This is a genomic window from Arthrobacter sp. OAP107, assembly GCF_040546765.1.
Taxonomy (GTDB): domain Bacteria; phylum Actinomycetota; class Actinomycetes; order Actinomycetales; family Micrococcaceae; genus Arthrobacter.
On the sequence record NZ_JBEPOK010000001.1, the window covers coordinates 1,321,347 to 1,340,399 of the forward strand.

At 65.8% G+C, this 19,053-nt stretch carries 16 protein-coding genes; 11 read left to right on the forward strand and 5 right to left on the reverse strand.

Annotated elements, in window-relative coordinates:
* Positions 1 to 27: 27 nt before the first annotated feature.
* Entirely contained in the window at positions 28 to 1,263 is a 1,236-nt protein-coding gene (locus ABIE00_RS06205; RefSeq protein WP_354258074.1) for a DNA recombination protein RmuC, read from the reverse strand.
* A 91-nt stretch (positions 1,264 to 1,354) separates the two neighbouring features.
* Between ABIE00_RS06205 and ychF the strand changes: the two genes are divergently transcribed.
* The 4 genes from ychF to ABIE00_RS06225 all read left to right on the forward strand — a co-directional run bounded on the left by ychF (position 1,355) and on the right by ABIE00_RS06225 (position 7,395).
* The gene (ychF, locus tag ABIE00_RS06210; RefSeq protein WP_331575662.1) at positions 1,355 to 2,440 is read left to right on the forward strand and encodes a redox-regulated ATPase YchF; all 1,086 of its coding nucleotides are present in this window, start codon (positions 1,355 to 1,357) and stop codon (positions 2,438 to 2,440) included.
* A 326-nt stretch (positions 2,441 to 2,766) separates the two neighbouring features.
* Positions 2,767 to 4,545 carry an ABC transporter family substrate-binding protein gene (locus tag ABIE00_RS06215; protein WP_354258077.1) on the forward strand — a complete coding sequence of 593 codons (1,779 nt, stop codon included), beginning with the start codon at positions 2,767 to 2,769 and terminating at the stop codon, positions 4,543 to 4,545.
* Between the two features lie 178 nt (positions 4,546 to 4,723).
* Positions 4,724 to 6,265, forward strand: coding sequence for an ABC transporter permease (locus ABIE00_RS06220; RefSeq protein WP_354258080.1), 1,542 nt, complete (start codon positions 4,724 to 4,726; stop codon positions 6,263 to 6,265).
* Entirely contained in the window at positions 6,262 to 7,395 is a 1,134-nt protein-coding gene (locus ABIE00_RS06225) for an ABC transporter permease (RefSeq protein ID WP_502914203.1), read from the forward strand. Before ABIE00_RS06220 ends, ABIE00_RS06225 begins: the two co-directional genes overlap by 4 nt.
* A 43-nt stretch (positions 7,396 to 7,438) precedes the next feature.
* Here ABIE00_RS06225 and ABIE00_RS06230 read toward each other — a convergent pair whose 3' ends face one another.
* Entirely contained in the window at positions 7,439 to 8,068 is a 630-nt protein-coding gene (locus ABIE00_RS06230) for a PH domain-containing protein (protein ID WP_354258083.1), read from the reverse strand.
* A 79-nt stretch (positions 8,069 to 8,147) separates the two neighbouring features.
* Here ABIE00_RS06230 and ABIE00_RS06235 point away from each other — a divergent pair, with 79 nt between their 5' ends.
* A complete protein-coding gene (locus tag ABIE00_RS06235; RefSeq protein ID WP_354258086.1) occupies positions 8,148 to 10,022 on the forward strand; it encodes an ABC transporter ATP-binding protein in 1,875 nt (624 codons plus the stop codon).
* Between the two features lie 97 nt (positions 10,023 to 10,119).
* On the opposite strand, the gene ABIE00_RS06240 is transcribed toward ABIE00_RS06235, so the two are convergent.
* On the reverse strand, positions 10,120 to 10,962 hold the full coding sequence (locus tag ABIE00_RS06240; protein WP_354258089.1) for an SGNH/GDSL hydrolase family protein: 843 nt from the start codon (positions 10,960 to 10,962) through the stop codon (positions 10,120 to 10,122).
* A 274-nt stretch (positions 10,963 to 11,236) separates the two neighbouring features.
* Here ABIE00_RS06240 and typA point away from each other — a divergent pair, with 274 nt between their 5' ends.
* Both typA and ABIE00_RS06250 read left to right on the forward strand, forming a co-directional pair.
* A complete protein-coding gene (typA, locus tag ABIE00_RS06245) occupies positions 11,237 to 13,165 on the forward strand; it encodes a translational GTPase TypA (RefSeq protein WP_003805173.1) in 1,929 nt (642 codons plus the stop codon).
* Between the two features lie 28 nt (positions 13,166 to 13,193).
* Positions 13,194 to 13,562: a hypothetical protein gene (locus ABIE00_RS06250; RefSeq protein WP_354258094.1), complete on the forward strand. Its 369-nt coding sequence runs from the start codon at positions 13,194 to 13,196 to the stop codon at positions 13,560 to 13,562.
* A gap of 18 nt (positions 13,563 to 13,580) precedes the next feature.
* On the opposite strand, the gene ABIE00_RS06255 is transcribed toward ABIE00_RS06250, so the two are convergent.
* A complete protein-coding gene (locus tag ABIE00_RS06255; RefSeq protein WP_331575676.1) occupies positions 13,581 to 14,090 on the reverse strand; it encodes a helix-turn-helix domain-containing protein in 510 nt (169 codons plus the stop codon).
* Between the two features lie 64 nt (positions 14,091 to 14,154).
* Between ABIE00_RS06255 and ABIE00_RS06260 the strand changes: the two genes are divergently transcribed.
* Positions 14,155 to 15,522 (forward strand): MFS transporter, encoded by a 1,368-nt coding sequence (locus ABIE00_RS06260; RefSeq protein WP_354258097.1) that lies wholly within the window; start codon positions 14,155 to 14,157, stop codon positions 15,520 to 15,522.
* On the opposite strand, the gene ABIE00_RS06265 is transcribed toward ABIE00_RS06260, so the two are convergent.
* The gene (locus ABIE00_RS06265; protein WP_354258100.1) at positions 15,519 to 15,761 is read right to left on the reverse strand and encodes a putative acetyltransferase; all 243 of its coding nucleotides are present in this window, start codon (positions 15,759 to 15,761) and stop codon (positions 15,519 to 15,521) included. The genes ABIE00_RS06260 and ABIE00_RS06265 overlap by 4 nt on opposite strands.
* 154 nt (positions 15,762 to 15,915) lie before the next feature.
* Here ABIE00_RS06265 and fdxA point away from each other — a divergent pair, with 154 nt between their 5' ends.
* The 3 genes from fdxA (at position 15,916) to ABIE00_RS06280 (ending at position 19,018) form a co-directional block, all read left to right on the forward strand.
* A complete protein-coding gene (fdxA, locus tag ABIE00_RS06270) occupies positions 15,916 to 16,242 on the forward strand; it encodes a ferredoxin (RefSeq protein WP_026265673.1) in 327 nt (108 codons plus the stop codon).
* An 11-nt stretch (positions 16,243 to 16,253) separates the two neighbouring features.
* Positions 16,254 to 17,393 (forward strand): succinyldiaminopimelate transaminase, encoded by a 1,140-nt coding sequence (dapC, locus tag ABIE00_RS06275; RefSeq protein WP_354258103.1) that lies wholly within the window; start codon positions 16,254 to 16,256, stop codon positions 17,391 to 17,393.
* A gap of 323 nt (positions 17,394 to 17,716) precedes the next feature.
* Positions 17,717 to 19,018 (forward strand): citrate synthase, encoded by a 1,302-nt coding sequence (locus tag ABIE00_RS06280; RefSeq protein ID WP_331575684.1) that lies wholly within the window; start codon positions 17,717 to 17,719, stop codon positions 19,016 to 19,018.
* The last annotated feature ends 35 nt before the right edge of the window (positions 19,019 to 19,053 follow it).

Sequence of the window (19,053 nt, forward strand, 5' to 3'; positions counted from 1 at the left end):
GGGCCGGCGTCCGTCCGGCGGCTTTCTTTAGGCGGCGTCCTCTTCGTCCACAGGTGCCAGCGGCCCGCTCGTTTCCAGTTCCGGGGCTGCGAGGGACCGCGGCGTGACCTGTACGGCCGGGGGAGTGGCAAGCCCGCTGGTGTCCAGGGCATTGAGTTTCCGCGCGGTGGGAAGCACGCGGGCCTCCAGTGTGCCGACCATCGCGTTGTAGCGGTCCACCGAGCTTTTCAGCGCTGACCCCAGCTTGCCCACGTTGTCCCCGAGCGTGCCCATCCGCTCGTACAGCTGCCGGGCAAGTTCGAAGAGCTCGCGTGCACTGTCCGTGAGAACGTCCTGGCGCCACGTGAACGCCACGGACTTGAGCACCGCGAGCAGCGTGCCGGGGGAGGCCAGCACCACATTCTTGGACAGCGCGTGATCCAGCAGAGCCGGGTCGGCCGAGAGCGCGGCGGCGAGGATGGACTCGGCCGGGACAAAGCAGATCACCAGTTCAGGCGAGTTCCCGGAAATGTCCCAGTACTTCTTGGTGCTGAGCGCGTCCACGTGGGTCTTCAGTGCCTTGGCGTGGGCCGCCAGGAGGTTTTGCCGCGCGGCCTGGCTGAGCCCGGGCTTGTCACTGGCCGACTGTCCCAGCTCCTGCGCCTCAAGGTAGGCGGACAGGGGGACCTTGGCGTCGACAACGAGCTGCTTGTCGCCCGGCAGCTGGACCACAAGGTCCGGGCGGACGGCGGCCTCGGCGCCTGACGTGCCGTGGTGCTGCTCATGGAAGTCGACGTGCCGCATCATGCCTGCGGCCTCCACAACACGGCGGAGCTGCACTTCGCCCCACTGGCCGCGCGCGCTGTTTGACCGGAGCGCCGACTCCAGCGCATGCGTGGACCGCATCAGCTGTTCATCCGTAAGGCGGGCTTCCTGCAGCTGCTGGGCCAGCTGACCGTACTGTTCAAGCCGGTCCCGTTCCAGCAGGGAAACCTGCTGCTGGACCGCCGTCAGTTTCTCAGCCACCGGCGCCAGGGCACGCAGGACGCTGGAGTCCTGATCGCGGGACATGCCCAGGTCCCGGTTCTGGGCGGACAGGAGTTTCCGCTCGGCATCCGCGGCAGCAAACTGGGCGCTGACCTCCGAAAGCCGCGCCGAAACGCCGTCGAAATCCGCCTCCAGGGCCCTGGTCCGGCGGCGCAGCACCACGTACACCGCGCCCGCGCCGGACACGGCGCCCAGCAACAGCATTAATAGGGCCAGAATGACTGCAAAAGGTTCCATGCCTTCACTGTGGCATGGGGCTGTGACATTTATTGGGTAGGCAACACCCGCGGCACGGGCAGCGGGGGCCGAACAGGTAGAATCAATGTCCGTGGCTCTTACTATTGGCATCGTCGGACTGCCCAACGTCGGCAAATCAACACTTTTCAACGCACTGACCCGCAACCAGGTCCTGGCGGCGAACTATCCGTTCGCCACCATCGAACCCAATGTCGGCGTCGTGAACCTGCCCGACCCCCGGCTCCAGCAGCTCGCCGGGATCTTCGGCTCACAGCGCGTGCTGCCCGCGGCTGTGTCCTTCGTCGACATCGCCGGCATCGTCAAGGGCGCGTCCGAAGGGGAAGGCCTGGGCAACCAGTTCCTCGCCAACATCCGCGAAGCGGAAGCCATCGCCGAGGTGGTGCGCGTGTTCGATGACCCCGACGTCATCCACGTCGACGGCAAGGTCGATCCCCGCTCGGATATGGAAACCATTAACACCGAGCTGATCCTCGCCGATCTGCAGACCATCGAGAAGGCCATTCCCCGGATCGAAAAAGAGGTCAAGATCAAGAAGCGGGAGGCCGCGGAGCTCGCTGCCATCAAGGCCGCGCAGGCCGTGCTGGAGCGCGGCGACACCATCTACTCCTCCGTCAAGAGCGACAAGCTGGAGATGGAGCACCTCAAGGAACTCAGCCTCCTGACCGCCAAGCCCTTCATCTACGTGTTCAACGCGGACGAAGGAATCCTCGGCAGCGAGGAGAAGCAGGCTGAGCTGCGCGCCATGGTTGCGCCGGCCGACTGCATTTTCCTGGACGCCAAGCTCGAGTCCGACCTGGTGGAGCTCGACGAGGCCGAGGCGCGCGAAATGCTCGAAATGAACGGGCAGGACGAATCCGGGCTGGACCAGCTGGCCCGCGTCGGATTCCATACGCTCGGGCTGCAGACCTACCTCACGGCCGGGCCGAAGGAGGCGCGCGCGTGGACCATCCACCAGGGTGACACCGCCCCGCAGGCCGCCGGCGTCATCCACACGGACTTCCAGCGCGGCTTCATCAAGGCCGAGGTTGTCTCCTTCGAGGACCTCATCGATGCCGGTTCCATGGCCGAGGCGAAATCGCGCGGCAAGGTCCGCATCGAAGGCAAAGAATACGTCATGGCCGACGGCGATGTGGTGGAGTTCCGCTTCAACGTGTGAGTTTCCGCCGGGCTACTCAGTGATTGAGTATTAACGGCGAAAAGCCCCGATCCCTAGGATCGGGGCTTTTTCTGTGATTGACGCCTCTACCCTCCGGGCCACAGGGCGTCAAGGAAAAAGGGCGGGTACTTTTCCCGCGGCAACAGCTTGGTTGCATCTCGATAACAACCTTTACTGAGGGACAACTTTCGGACCGCGGCCGCCGGGTTCGGGTCTAGGCTACTTGTCATGTGAGACTCGCCACATCTCACTGGGGGGATGTAGCGGGTCTGGCCGGCGCCCACAGCGAAGGTCTTTTCCACACTCACAGAAACATAGGAGGCGGAATGCGATTCAGTCGTATTTCCAAAGCAGTAGGCGTTGCAGCCGCGGCTGCACTGGCGCTCAGCGCCTGCGCGAGCACCAATGGCGGGACAACCCCGTCCAGTAATGCGGCCGGCAAACAGGGGGGAACAGCCACTGTCGTTGAGGTCAACGCGTTCAACACCTTCAACCCCAACACGGCCGACGGCAACACTGACATCAACTCGAAGGTCAGCTACGCCACACACTCCGGGTTCTACTACATCGACAACCAGCTGAACGTCGTCCACAATGACAAGTTCGGCAAGATGGAAAAGACGTCTGACGATCCGCTGACCGTCAAGTACACCATCAACGAAGGCGTTAAGTGGTCGGACGGCACACCCGTCACGGCCGCCGACCTGCTCCTTCAGTGGGCAGCATTCTCCGGGTACTACAACGACGCCGACGCCGAGGGTAAGACGGGAACATCCTACTTCTCGTATGCCGGCGACTCCACGGGTCTCGGGCTCACCGACTTCCCGGAAATCGGCGACAACAACCGCTCCATGACCATCAAATACTCCAAGCCCTTCGCTGACTGGGAGATCGCGCTGGGCGGACCGGGCATCGATATCCCGGCCCATGTCCTGGCCAAGAAGGCCGGACTGGCCGATACCCAGGCCTTCATCGACCACCTCAAGAGCCTGCCCCGCGGTGATTCCAAGGCACCCAAGGCCGCCGACGCCAAGCTCAAGGCCATGTCGGACATGTGGAACACCGGCTTCGACTCCAAAACCCTGCCGAGTGACCCGAGCCTGTTCCTGTCGAACGGCCCGTTCGTGGTCCAGAGCATCAACCAGGACCAGTCGCTCACGATGGTCCGCAACAAGGACTACAACTGGGGCCCCGAAGCCAAGCTGGACGAGATCACCGTGCGCTACATCGGTTCCTCTCCGGCACAGGTGCAGGCCCTGAAGAACGGCGAAGCCGACATCATCGCCCCGCAGGCCTCGGCTGACACCCTCGACCAGCTCAAAGCACTCGAGAGCCAGGGCGTCACGGTGGACCAGGGCAACCAGCTCTCCTACGACCACATTGACCTGAACTACACGGGACCGTTCGCTGACAAGAACGTCCGCGAGGCGTTCTTGAAGACGGTTCCCCGCAAGGACATCGTGGACAAGATCATCAAGAAGCTCGATCCGCAGGCGAAGCCCCTGGACTCGCAGCTGTTCGTTCCCGCGCAGCCGGCCTACGAGGCCTCCGTGCAGGGCAACGGCTCCTCGTCCTACCAGGATGCGGACGTTGACGGTGCCAAGAAACTGTTGAACGGTGCCACCCCCGAGGTCCGCATCATGTACAACAAGGACAACCCGAACCGCGTGGACGCGTTCTCGCTGATCCGTGAGTCCGCAACCAAGGCCGGCTTCAAGATCGTCGACGGCGGACTGGGCGCCTCTGACTGGGGCAAGGCCCTCGGCAAGGGCGGCTACGACGCCACGATCTTCGGCTGGATCAACCCTGGCGTCGGAGTCTCCGGCGTGCCGCAGATCTTCCGCTCCGGCAACGGTTCCAACTTCAACAAGTTCAGCGATCCTGAGGCCGACAAGCTCATGGACGAACTCATTGTGACCACCGACCGCAGCAAGCAGGATGAGCTGTCCAAGCAGATCGACAAGAAGATCTGGGACTCGGCCTACGGCCTCCCGCTCTTCCAGTCCGTTGGTGTTGACGCCTACAGCGACCGCATCACCGGCGTGAAGTTCATGCCGAACCAGACGGGCGTCTGGTGGAACTTCTGGGAGTGGGCCGAGAAGTAAGCCCGTGCCACGAAGTGCAGCAAGCTAGTTGAGGCGCCGGGACCACGCACCACGGTCCCGGCGCCTTGCAGCGCCATCCCCCGGCGGTGCCTGTGTTGGCAGCACAAGCAGCTAGGCGCCGCCAAACCTGCGACCGGTCCGGGCAATCCCCGGACCCGAATCCTGAGGTTCAATCACAATGGTGACCTACATAGTCCGGCGGCTCGTCACCGCCGCACTCATTCTTTTGGGCGCATCGTTCCTGGTGTATCTGCTGACCGCAGCGTCAGGCGATCCGCTCGCAGAGTTCCGCGCCAGCAGCGCGCCGAACAAGCAGCAGCTCATGGACTCGAGATCCGCGCTGCTGGATCTCGACACACCTGCCCCGGTGCGGTATTTCAAATGGCTCGGCGGCGCAGCCCAGTGCCTGGTGCCGTTTACCGGTTCCTGCAATCTGGGTAAAAACATCGCCGGCCAGCCCATCACGGACGCCCTCGGCCACGCACTCATTCAGACGCTGACGCTGGTCACCGGTGCCGCCGTCCTGGCCATCCTCGTGGGCATCACGCTCGGCATCATCACAGCCCTGCGCCAGTACAGCACGCTGGACTACGGCGTGACCTTCATGGCCTTCCTGTTCTTCTCCCTGCCGATCTTCTGGGTCGCCGTCCTGCTCAAGGAATTCGGCGCCATCGGCTTCAACAACTTCCTTCGGAACCCGGAGATACCGCTGCCGGTCTCGCTCGGCGTCGGGGCCGTCCTCGGCGCCGTGGCTTTGATCGTGGCCGGCGGTGACGCCAGGCGCAGGGTACTGACGGGCGGCGTCGTCTTTGCCGTCGTCGCTGCCGTCCTCATCTACTTCTCCGTCACCCAGTGGTTCAAGACTCCAGGCCTGGGCCCCGTGGTCATCGCCATCGCCGGCGTGGGCATCGCATTTGCCGTGACCCTGCTGACAGCGGGCCTGCGGAACCGCAAAGCACTGCAGTCCGCCCTGATTGCCGCGGGCGTGGGCGTGGTCCTCTACTTTGTGGTCCAGCCGTTGCTGAGCCAGGCAACGTTCCTGATGATCGTGCTGCTGGCGGTCGCCGCAGTCCTGGTCGGCATGGCCATCGGCTACCTGATGGGCGGCTACGACCGCGGGCAGTCCATGCGCGCTGCTGCCATCACGTCCTTCCTGGTGGGTTTCCTGATCATGCTGGACCGCTTCATGCAGGCCTGGCCCGCATACTTCAACAACAGCCGGGTCCGGGGGCGGCCAATCGCCACCATCGGCGCCGGCACGCCGAACATCGAGGGCGACTTCTGGATCCTGGGACTCGATTCCTTCACGCACCTCATCCTTCCCACCACCGCGCTCATTCTCATCTCGCTCGCCGGCTACACGCGGTTCACCCGGGCATCCATGCTGGAGATCATGAACATGGACTACATCCGGACGGCGAGGGCCAAGGGCCTGTCCGAGCGGACCGTGGTCATGCGCCACGCGTTCCGGAACGCGCTGATCCCGGTGGCCACCATCGTCGCGTTCGACATCGGCGGACTGATCGGCGGCGCGGTCATCACCGAGACGGTATTCTCCGTCCGGGGCATGGGATTCCTCTTCCTTGACGGCATCCAGCACGTTGACCCGAACCCCGTCATGGGCGTGTTCGTCTGCGTCGCCATCACGGCCATGGCGTTCAACCTCATCGCGGACCTCGCCTACTCCGCACTGGATCCACGAGTAAGGGTGAAAGCATGAGCCAGCCCAGTCAGCAGGATGAAATCATGGCCGAGGAGGCCGGGCTGCGGCAGGAAGCCGCCGGCATCGAACCTGTCGCCGAAGCCAAGGGCCTCAGCCAGGGCCAGATTGTCCGCAAGCGGTTCCTTGGCCACTCCGGCGCCATCGTCGGCCTGGCCGTCTTCGCCATCATCTTCGTCATGGCCTTCACGTCCGTGGGCTACGCCGGAATCCCCGGCTGGTGGAAATACACCCACGAAGCCGTCTCGCCGCTGGTCAATGACGGCACTCCCACCGCGTCGCTGTGGCCCCTTGCATGGGGGGAGCATCCCTTCGGGCAGGACCGGATCGGACGCGACCTGTTCGCCATGACCATGCGCGGTGCCCAGCAGTCCATCACCATCATGGTGGTCATCGGCCTCATCGCAGGCCTGATCGGTGTGGTCGTCGGGGCCCTGTCCGGTTACTTCCGGGGCTGGATGGAAGCCATCCTGATGAGGCTCACCGACGTCATCATCATTGTCCCGGCGCTGCTGCTCGCCGCGGTCATGGCGCAGCTGGCAGGACGCCGGGACGAGGGCAGCTGGTTTGCGGCCTTCGCCAGCAGCAACGGTGTCCTTGCGCTCGGCATCTTCCTGGGGCTGATCAGCTGGGTGGGCCTGGCCAGGCTGATGCGCGGCGAGTTCCTCACCCTGCGGGAGCGCGAGTTCGTCGACGCGGCGCGGATTTCCGGGGCCAGCAACGCCCGGATCATCTTCAAGCACATCCTGCCCAACGCGGTGGGCGTGCTGATCGTCAACGTCACCCTGACCATGTCGGCGGCGATCCTCACCGAAACAGCCCTCAGCTACCTGGGCGTGGGCGTTAAATCCCCGGACACCTCGCTGGGCCTGCTCATCTCCCAAAACCAGGAAGCCTTTGCCACCCGTCCCTGGCTGTTCTGGTTCCCCGGCCTGTTCATCGTCCTCATCTGCCTCAGCATCAACTTCATCGGTGACGGCCTGCGTGATGCCTTCGATCCGCGGCAGAAGAAGTTCAACGCCAAAAAGGCCAGGGACACCGGGGCAACTGTTCCGGAGGCGACGCCGGTGACGGCTTTGGACAGCCGGGCCGACGACGGCCGGGCCGCCGGCGGGGACAGGGGAGTCTGAGGTGCTGCTGCGACGCCGCAGGCGGGTGCAGCTCGCTTCCGGCCTAAAGCGCGGCCACGCTCCAGTAGCTGAGCCCGAGGAGGACCAGGGTGGCTGCTGCCTCGGGCCAGCGGAACCTCACGCTGACCAGAGTGGTCTCGGCTGCCCCGGCATCGAGGAGCCCGGATTCGATCAGCCGCTGCCAGCGTCCACGGACCAGCTGCGCGGCCTGCCCCGAGTCGGTGCTCTTCAGGTCGCCCGGGCGGACGGAGTTTCCAGGCCCGTACGTGCTGTCCGGCAGTCCGCGGAGGTCCTCCGGGCGGGCGTTGCGTCCGCCCCAGATGCCGGGGGCGGGAGCCGCCCAGGCCCCGTAGCTCCGGCCGGGGGTGACGAGGGTCAGCGCGTAGCGGGTATCCACCTGAACCAGCGCCGCCCACGGCACCGTGATGGCGCGGAACGGATTTTCGATGGTGACGCCGGCATCGTGGATCACCACAGCCGGACGCCAAAACAGCAGCCAGCCCAGGTAGGCGATGAGCAACAGCGGCCCGGCACCGGCCAGGGCGGGCATACCGCCCGCCACGACGAGGCCGGCCAGCCCGGCGGCCGCCACGAACCACGAGAATCCTGCAAACCATTTGTTGGTGCGCGCTTTGAAGATTGCGGCGTTTCCGGCATGCGGCACAGTGCTCATGCCCCCAATAATTCAGTATTCCCGGCCGCAGCACTAATCACAGCTGCTCCGCTGGCACGGGTGGAAGGAAAACCCCAACATGTCTGACTACATCAGCCCTGACCGCCCGTCGCCGGACCCGCTGGGGCCGGACTCCATTGAACCCGGCGCCGGACGGCGGAAGGGGGACGGGAAGGGTTCCGTCGTCCTGGAAGTTCGCGACCTCAGCGTCGACTTCGGTGTCGAAAAAAAGTGGGTGCCGGCCGCCATCGGACTTAATTATGAGGTCCGCGCCGGCGAGGTCCTGGCCATCGTCGGTGAGTCCGGTTCGGGCAAGAGCGCCAGTTCCATGGCGCTGCTCGGCCTGCTGCCCAGCAACAGCAGGGTGTCCGGAAGTGTCAGGCTCTCGGGCAAGGAGCTGCTGGGCGAGGACGCGGGCAACATCCGCAGCGTCCGCGGCAAGGATGTTGCCGTCATCTTCCAGGAGCCCATGACGGCGCTGAACCCGGTGTACACCGTGGGTGCGCAGATCGTCGAGACGGTTCGGCTTCACAACGAGGTCTCGCCGGAGCAGGCCAAGGAGCGTGCGCTGCGGATGCTTGAGCTCGTGGAACTGCCGGATCCGGTGAAGGCGTTCAAGTCCTATCCGCACCAGCTCTCCGGCGGCCAGCGCCAGCGCGCCATGATCGCCCAGTCGCTGTCCTGCGACCCCAAGCTGCTGATCGCGGACGAGCCCACCACGGCGCTGGACGTCACGGTCCAGGCAGAGATTCTGGACCTGATGCGGAACCTGCGCAACAAGCTGGACAGCGCCATCGTCCTGATCACCCACGACATGGGCGTGGTGGCGGACCTGGCGGACCGGATCGCCGTCATGCGCAAGGGCCTGATCGTGGAGACCGGCACCGCCGAGCAGATCTTCCACAATCCCCGGCATCCGTACACGCAGGCGCTGCTGGCGGCCGTGCCGCACCTCGGGCAGGGCGGAACCGACGCCGCCCCGGAGGTGGACGTGACCGCGGCCCTGGCAGCGGCCACCCACGCCCAGCTTGAGTCCGTGGACCACGACGAGCTGGTCCGGCGCGAGCGGGAGAACGCGGCTGCCCTGGCAGCCGCTGAAGCCCGGGGGCCCGTGGGGGAACCGGTCCTGGAGCTGACCGACGTCGCCATCGAGTACCCGAAGCAGGGCCGTGTCCCGGCCTTCCGCGCCGTCGAGGGAGCCAACCTGACCATCCATCCCGGGCAGGTGGTGGGCCTCGTGGGGGAGTCCGGATCGGGCAAGACCACCATCGGGCGCGCCGCCGTCGGACTGCTGCCGGTGGCTGCCGGAACTATGCGTGTGGTGGGGGAGGACATCTCCGCTGCGAAGAAGAACGGCAAGCAGCTGCACCAGGTCCGGCGCCACATCGGCATGGTGTTCCAGGACCCGTCCTCGTCCCTGAATCCGCGCCTGCCCATCGGCGAGAGCATCGGCGAGCCGATGTACCTCGCCGGCGTGGCGAAGGGAGGCGACCTGCAGAAGCGCATCGAGGCGCTGCTGGACCAGGTGGAGCTGCCGCGGAACTACCGGAACAGGTACCCGCACGAGCTGTCCGGCGGGCAGAAGCAGCGCGTCGGCATTGCCCGGGCACTGTCGCTCAAGCCGAAGCTGATGGTGGCGGACGAGCCGACGTCTGCGCTGGACGTGTCGGTGCAGGCCAAGGTCCTGGAGCTGTTCCAGAACCTGCAGCGTGAGCTCGGGTTCGCCTGCCTATTCGTCACCCACGACCTCGCGGTCGTGGATGTGCTGGCTGACCGCATCTGCGTCATGCAGCGCGGCCGGATTGTTGAGCAGGGCACCCGAGACCAGATCCTGCGCAACCCGCAGGAGGCCTACACACAGCGGCTGCTTGCCGCCGTGCCGCTGCCGGATCCGGAAAAGCAGCGTGAGCGCCGGGAACTCCGGGCGCAGCTGCTGGCCACGGGAACGGAGTAGCCGGGACTGAAACAGAGCAAGGGAGCCGGTGTCCGCCTTCAGGCGGCCGCCGGCTCCCTTTTGCATTGTGGCCAAAAAGCGCTCCCCCCGACTGAAGCTAGGACAGGCCCAGCCCGAGTTTCGCGAGCCTGTCACCCAGCAGCGCGCCCAGGGCGCGGTGCCCCTCGCCGTTCATGTGGACGCTGTCCTTGAGCTGCGATTCCAGCCCATAGCGGGTGAGCCAGTCGCCGACACTGACGAACGGAATGCCGTGGTCCGCGGCAACGGCCCCCAGCAGGGCGTCGACCTCGGCGCGGCGGGCGCCGCCGTGGTCCGCTCCCTTGCCCAGGGTTCCCACCATGGCCAGCTTCGCGCCCGGGTACCGCTGCTTGATCGAGGTGATGAGCCGGTCTGCGTTGGCCGAGATCTGCTCGTCACCCGCCCCTTGCTTTGCATCGTTGCCGCCGCCCTCGATCAGCACCAGCGGAGGGAAGCCGTAGGGCAGGTGCCAGTCACCGCGCTGCAAGGCATCGACGTAGTTGCCCGTGGTGCCGTTGGAGGCGACGAAGCCGGTGCCGCCTTTGCCGCAGAAGAAGACGTCGTAGCCCAGCCCCGCAAGTGCCCGCCGCGGCCAGCTGGCCTGCGGCTCGGACTGTGAGTCACCAATGAGCAGCGCGGTGTGGGCGATGTTGCCCACGATGACCTCGTCCCGGCCGTTGGCCGGATTGCGGTACAGCGCGCCGGCCGGAAGGCTGGCGGGGTCGACGGCGGCCCCCAGGTCGCGCACGACTGCCGAGCCGGCGGCCACGGCCTCGCCGGGGGAGGCCACCGGGGCGGCGGCACGCGGGACCACGGTCGTTCCGGTTCCGGGCGCAGGCCCCGTGGCGCCGCAGCCCGCCAAAAATACGCTGGCGGCGATGACCGGGCCAATCAGGAGGGCCCGCGTCGAGGCTTGTAACATCCGTGGACTCCTGGCCTGTTCGTAAAGTGGTCTAGCCAATAGTGGTGGATCACTTTCGGAAAAGCCAGTGATTTTGCTCACGTGACGCCGCGCTGGATTCACGATTTGGTAACGGGCCCGGAGTCGGGGGAGGGCGGCCGTTTTAGGCCAATAAATGGCTGAGCGTTTAGACTGGCAGTAGGTGCCCTGTGTTAAGGGTCTGATCCGTCGTGCGTTCCGGTTGGAAATGTCGCGATACAACAGCTGACTTCACCACTGAATCGAGCAATAACGCATGTCTGAAACCACCACCAACACCGCGGTAGCAACTGCAGTTCGCAGTGACCTGCGCAACGTCGCGATTGTGGCCCACGTTGACCACGGCAAGACCACCCTTGTGGACGCCATGCTCAAGCAGACCAACTCCTTTGCCGAGCACAACCACCTCGAAGACCGCGTCATGGACTCCGGTGACCTGGAGCGCGAAAAGGGCATCACCATCCTGGCCAAGAACACCACGGTGGCCTACAACGGACCGTCCTCCAACGGCGAAACCATCACCATCAACGTGATCGACACCCCCGGCCACGCCGACTTCGGCGGCGAGGTGGAGCGCGGTCTGTCCATGGTGGACGGCGTCGTTCTGCTCGTGGATGCCTCCGAGGGCCCGCTGCCCCAGACCCGCTTCGTCCTCCGCAAGGCCCTCGCCGCGCACCTGCCGGTGATCCTCCTGGTCAACAAGACCGACCGCCCCGACGCCCGTATCGAAGAGGTCGTCCACGAGTCCATGGACCTGCTCCTGGGCCTGGCCTCCGACCTCGCCGACGAGGTTCCCGACCTTGACCTGGACAAGATCCTCAACGTCCCGGTGGTTTACGCCGCCGCAAAGGTAGGCCGCGCGTCCCTTGAGCAGCCGGCCGACGGCACCGCCCCGGAGAACGAGGACCTCGAACCGCTTTTCAGCGCCATCATCGAGCACATCCCGGCCCCGACCTACAACCCGGAAGGTGTCCTGCAGGCGCACGTCACCAACCTGGACGCCTCCCCGTTCCTGGGCCGCCTCGCCCTGCTGCGCATCTACAACGGCACCCTCCGCAAGGGCCAGCAGGTTGCCTGGGCCCGCGCCAACGGCGAGCTCAAGACCGTTAAGATCACCGAACTCCTCGCCACCAAGGCCCTCGAGCGGGTTCCGGCCGAGTCCGCCGGCCCGGGCGAGATCGTCGCCGTCGCCGGCATTGAGGAGATCACCATCGGTGAGACCCTGACCGACGTCGAGAACCCCCAGCCGCTGCCGCTGATCACCGTTGACGATCCCGCGATCTCGATGACCATCGGTATCAACACCTCCCCGCTGGCCGGCAAGGTCAAGGGCGCCAAGGTCACGGCGCGCCAGGTGAAGGACCGCCTGGACAAGGAACTGATCGGTAACGTCTCCATCAAGGTTCTTCCCACCGAGCGTCCGGACGCCTGGGAAGTCCAGGGCCGTGGCGAGCTCGCGCTGGCCATCCTCGTGGAGCAGATGCGCCGTGAAGGCTTCGAGCTCACCGTCGGCAAGCCCCAGGTGGTCACCAAGACCATTGACGGCAAGGTCCACGAGCCCATGGAGCACATGACCATCGACGTGCCCGAAGAGTACCTCGGCGCCGTCACCCAGCTCATGGCCGCCCGCAAGGGCCGCATGACCAACATGGCCAACCACGGCACCGGCTGGTGCCGGATGGAATTCATCGTTCCGGCCCGTGGCCTGATCGGCTTCCGCACGAAGTTCCTCACGGACACCCGCGGCGCCGGCATCGCCGCTTCCATCGCCGAGGGTTACGAGCCCTGGGCCGGACCCATCGAATACCGCACCAACGGTTCCATGGTGGCCGACCGCGCCGGTGTGGTGACCCCGTTCGCCATGATCAACCTGCAGGAACGCGGTTCCTTCTTCGTCAAGCCGACCTCCGAGGTCTACGAAGGCATGATCGTGGGCGAAAACTCCCGCGCAGACGACATGGACGTGAACATCACGAAGGAAAAGAAGCTCACCAACATGCGTGCGGCTTCCTCGGACAGCTTCGAGAACCTCACCCCGCCGCGCGAGCTCACCCTCGAAGAGTCCCTCGAATTCGCCCGCGAAGACGAGTGCGTCGAGGTCACGCCGGAGGACATCCGCATCCGCAAGGTCATCCTCGATTCCAACGAGCGTGCCAAGGCCAACCGCGCCCGCGCCAAGGCGTAGCGGTTCCCTCGGGCAGGGAACTGAGACTGTGAACAGAAGAGCTGCCGGCACGGCAGGCGGCCTGGCCGCCGCCGTGCCGGCAGCTCTTTTTGCTGCCCTGGCCGGGACGGCGCTGCACCGCCAGGAGTTCGCAGCCATCGGTGCTGACGTGCCGCTGGGGGCTGTCGCGGCGCTGCTGCTGTTGGCGTCGCTCCAGCTGTTCCTCGGCGCGGCGTTCCGGACGCTGATTCCGACGGCGGTGTGCGGCGCGCTCTGCTACGCCCTGGCCGGTTGGTGGTCCGGAATGGAATCCGGCAAGCGGCTGATCGCGGGGGACCTGGCCGGGAGTATCTGGGTCTATGGGATCGTGGTGGTCACGGTCGCCATGCTGACCTGGTGCCGGCGGTACCGCCCCTAGTCAACCCAAGGTACCGCCCTAGTCAGCCGTCGGATCCCGGTGGTGGGCGATCATGAGTGAGGTGGCCTCGCCGTCGTCGTCTGCGGGAAGTGCCATGTATTCCTCGACGACGGCGCGCAGCTTGCCCAGCATTTCTTCCCGCCGTGCCGCATTGAACTTCACGCCGAGCCGCCACACCTCGATGTCCTCCGGCGGAAGGTCCCGGGTCTCCTGAAGGAACGTCTCGATGAGTATCGGCGAGACGTTGTCCACCGGAGTGGTCCACGACCTGCGGCTGGCGATATACGGCACCTCGGTGGCCCCGCGCCGGCCCTTCCGGCGTTCCTCCGCCAGCAGGAATCCGGTCCGGACCAGGGTCCGGACGTGGTGGAGGCTTGAAGCCGGATTGAGGCCAAGCAGCTCGGCGATTTCCTTGTTGGTGCGCGACTGGTGCAGGCACAGCCGAAGTATCCTCAGCCGCAGCGGCGAACTCAGCGCGCGGCCCTTGGCCACCAGGTCTGCGTCGTCGCTTTCCGGCGGGTGGTTCATAGACGCAAGTGTAACGAGCAGTAAGCGATTGACATATGCCCAATCGCCCGCCGAAACTGAAGCCGTGACTGCCGAACCCACCGCCGCGGAGCCTGCAGAAGGCCCGCTGTGGCGCGACCGGAACTTCGCCACCTTCTGGGCCGGGCAAGCCCTGGGACAGTTCGGCGCGCAGCTGGGCCAGCTGGCGCTCCCCGTGCTGGCCGTCACCTTGCTTTCCGCCTCTGAATTCGAGGTGGGCGCCCTGAACGCCGCAGGCCTTGCGGCGTTCCTGGTGGTAGGGCTGCCGGCCGGGGCGTGGGTCGACCGCTGGCTGAAGCGCAGGACCATGATCACTGCCGACCTGCTCCGGATGGCCGCCATGGCCGCGGTGCCGGTCCTGTGGTGGAGCGGCGGCCTGGAAATCTGGCATCTCTATCTGGCCGCGGGGATCGTGGGAACGGCCACGGTGTTCTTCGACGTCGCCTATCAGAGCTACGTGCCCGTCTTGGTGGCGTCCCGGCATGTGAGGGAGGCCAACTCAAAGCTTGAGGCGACGGCCCAGCTGGCGCGCATCGGCGGACCCGCCGCCGGCGGTGCGCTGTTGGCGGTCGTGTCGGCCCCCGTGCTGTTCCTGGGCGAGGCCGCGGGTTACCTGCTCTCCGCGCTGTTTCTGTCACGGACCCGCGATTCAGAGGCACGTGTGCCGGTGGCCGCACGGCGTCCCCTTCCGGTCGAAATACGGGAAGGCCTCACGTTCGTTGTCCGGCATCCGCTCATCAGCCGCATTGCGGCCTGCACCGGCGGAATGAACTTTTCGGGCATGCTGATCTACACGCTGATGCCGGTGCTGGTACTGCGCACCCTCGGACTGGGACCGCAGGGCATGGGCCTCATCATGACCGTCGGCGCCGCGGGAGGGCTGCTGGGTGCAGTCGCAGCGCCGCGGCTCGCAGCCCGGATCGGCGAGGGCACCGTGATTCCCGTGTGCGCCCTGGTCAGTTCGGTCTTTCTGCTGCTGGTGCCGCTCGCCGCGGTCGTTTCCGAACCGGCGGCCTCGCTGGCCCTGCTGCTGGTTTCGGAGCTCGGGTTCGGCTTCAGCGTGCTGGTCTACAACATCATGCAGCTCACCATGCGCCAGCGGGTTTGCCCGCCGCGGCTGCTCGGCCGGATGAACGCGTCCATCCGGTTCGCGGTGTGGGGTGTGATGCCAGTGGCCGCCCTGGGCTCCGGCTACCTGGGCGAACACCTGGGGCTGGTACCCACCATGCTGATCGGAGCGGCTGGCAGCCTCCTGGCCGCCGTCCCTGTCCTGTTCTCTCCACTCCGAACGATGCGCACGCTTCCAGACGAGGTGCAGGCGGACGGGAGCCTGGAGGACGAGGCGCTTGATAACGAGGCGCTGGATGGCGGTGCACTTGATGATGGTGCACTGGAGGGAAGGGACAGGGCCTAGGCCCGCCGTGAACCGCGCCGCGGAGGTGCCGGCGGCACCTGTTTAGCGGCAACCACCAGGTCCAGCGGAATGTCGACGTCGGACCTCCGCGTCCGTATGGTGCACTCACTTTCGCCGCACCCAAGGAGGTCTCCCAGCGCGTCCGTAAAGCCGCTGTCGATCCTGTAACGCACCACCACACGGGTTCCGGCCGGGGCCGTGGCCAGGAACTGCCGGGGTGTTGGTGATGTCGGATTCACCGGTCCATCGTATGACCTGTCCGGAGTGTGACGCGCCCGCTTCGTTCGCGGGGCGGGACTGGGAGATAATAGGCTCTGAAGTGGACAGGCCGGCATACAGGCCGGATGCAGCAACCGGCCACTGGCCGGCAATCAACGTGGAGAGGCAAGGGACGTGACGTACGTAATCGCGCAGCCGTGTGTAGATGTTAAGGACAAGGCATGCATTGAGGAGTGCCCCGTCGATTGCATCTACGAAGGCGAACGCTCCCTCTATATCCATCCCGATGAGTGCGTCGACTGCGGCGCCTGCGAACCCGTATGCCCGGTGGAAGCCATCTACTACGAAGATGACACCCCCGAGGAATGGGCTGACTACTACAAGGCGAACGTCGAATTCTTTGACGACCTCGGCTCCCCGGGCGGCGCAGCCAAGGTGGGCAACACCGGCAAGGACCACCCGATGATTGCAGCGCTCCCGCCGCAGAACCAGGACCACTAGGCGGACCGTTCGTGACTACAGCTGTGCGCAGTTTCGGCCTAAGCCTGCCCGACTACCCGTGGGAAGCGATGGCGCCGTACCTCGCCAAAGCGGCTGAACACCCGGGTGGTGTGGTCAACCTCTCCATCGGCACTCCCGTGGACCCCACACCACCGGTCGTCCAGGACGCCCTGAAGGCGGCCGCGGATGCGCCCGGTTACCCCACCGTCCACGGCACGCCCGCGCTCCGGGAAGCCATCGCCGGCTGGTTCGCCCGCCGCCGTGGTGTGGAGGGGCTCGACCCCCTCGCTGTCATGCCGACCGTGGGTTCCAAGGAACTCGTGGCGTGGCTGCCGTTCCTGCTGGGCCTCAAGCCGGGCGACGTCGTCGTCCGGCCTACCGTCGCCTACCCCACCTACGACATCGGGGCCACGTTCGCCGGGGCTACGGCGGTGGCAGCTGATGACCTCGACGAACTCGACGCGGCCACCCGGGCCAGGGTCCGCCTGGTCTGGGTCAACTCCCCGGGCAACCCCACCGGCAGCGTCCGGGACGCCGCATCCCTGAAGAAGATTGTGGACCAGGCCCGCGAAATCGGTGCGCTGGTGGCTTCCGACGAGTGCTATGCCGAGCTTGGCTGGGGGGAGTGGGACCTGCAGCGCGGCGGGCAGGCGGTTCCGAGCATCCTCGATCCGCGCGTCGCCGGTGCGTCCCACGAAGGGCTCCTTGCCGTGTACTCGCTGAGCAAGCAGTCCAACTTGGCCGGCTACCGGGCGGCGTTCGTCGCCGGCGATGCTGCCCTGATGGCCAACCTCGTCAACAGCCGCAAGCACGCCGGCATGATCGTGCCGTACCCGGTGCAGGAAGCGATGCGGGTGGCCCTCGGCGACGACGCGCACGTCCTGGCCCAGAAGGACCTGTACCGCGGACGGCGGGAGCGGCTCCTCCCGGCGCTGGAGTCTTTCGGTCTGACCCTGCATGAGTCCGCCGCCGGCCTTTACCTGTGGTGCACTGCGGGCGAAGCCACCTGGGACACGGTGGCACGCCTCGCGGAGCGGGGGATCGTGGTGGGTCCCGGAGTCTTCTACGGCGATGCCGGGCACGGCTACGTGCGCGTGGCCCTGACCGGAACCGACGAACGGATCGACGCCGCGGTGGCCCGCCTGGCCTAGGCGGTTTCCGGGCGTCGGGGCCGGGGGCATGGTGGCAGCCGTCCTGCAAAGCCCAAGGCTCCGGACGGGCGACTTTTGACGCTCCGGAGGTCGTAACAATGGTGTGACTCGCGCCACAACTGGCCTGTTTTTGGGATGATTTGGCGCCCGCGGATTAGTGGCAGCCGAAAAGTGGCGGTAGTTTTTAACTGACTATCAATGGTGGCTTTCTACAAGAAGGCAGCACGGCCGTTGGACGTCCCGCCGTGCGGGATCCCGCGCGGCTCACCTGATGTTGGATCAAGCTTTCTAGCGAGGCCAAGAGGCCTCATGAAGGGGACTCCATGACTGAGACCACCAGCGCAACTGAGACCACCAGTGCGATCTTGCGCCACGCAGGCGGGGAGCTCGAGCTCCCGCGCATCAAGGTTGTTGAGGGAAACGAAGGCTACGACGTTTCCAAGCTACTGAAGCAGACGGGCGCCGTCGCCTTTGACCCCGGCTTCATGAACACCGCCGCCACGACGTCGGCCATCACCTACATCGACGGCGACGCAGGCATCCTGCGGTACCGCGGCTATCCGATCGAGCAGCTGGCCCAGCACTCCAGCTTCCTCGAAGTCTCGTACCTGCTGATCTACGGCAACCTCCCGACGCCGGCCGAGCTGGACGACTTCGACCAGAAGATCCGCCGCCACACCCTGCTGCACGAGGAGCTCAAGGGCTTCTTCGGCGGCTTCCCCCGCGACGCGCACCCGATGCCCGTGCTGTCCTCGGCCGTGTCCGCGCTGTCCACGTTCTACCAGGACTCGCTGGACCCGTTCAATGACGAGCAGGTGGAGGTTTCCACCATTCGCCTCATGGCGAAGCTGCCGGTCATTGCTGCCTACGCACACAAGAAGTCGATCGGGCAGCCGATGCTGTACCCGGACAACTCCATGAACCTCGTGGAGAACTTCCTGCGCCTCAGCTTCGGCCTGCCGGCCGAGCAATACGAGCTGGACCCCGTAGTGGTCAAGGCCCTGGACCTGCTCCTCATCCTGCACGCGGACCACGAGCAGAACTGCTCCACCTCCACGGTGCGCCTGGTGGGCTCCTCCAATGCCAACCTTTTCGCGTCCGTCTCCGCAGGCATCAACGCCCTGTTCGGTCCCGCCCACGGCGGTGCCAATGAGGCAGTCCTGAAGATGCTCCGCCAGATCCAGGCCGACGGCGTCAAGCCCGAGGACTACATGGAGAAGGTCAAGAACAAGGAAGACGGCGTCCGCCTCATGGGCTTCGGCCACCGGGTCTACAAGAACTACGACCCGCGTGCCAAGATCATCAAGGCCACCGCGCACGAGGTCCTCGGCAAGCTCGGCGGCAATGACGAACTGCTGGACATCGCCATGCGCCTCGAAGAGAAGGCCCTGGGCGATGACTACTTCATCCAGCGCAAGCTCTACCCGAACGTGGACTTCTACACCGGCCTGATCTACAAGGCCATGGGCTTCCCGGAGAAGATGTTCACCGTGCTGTTCGCCATCGGCCGCCTGCCGGGCTGGATTGCCCAGTGGCGCGAAATGATCAACGATCCGAACACCAAGATCGGCCGTCCGCGGCAGCTCTACACAGGAGAGCCCGAGCGGCAGTACCCCGCCCGCTAATCCCCACGGCTCCCGATGAAATACGACGGCGGCTG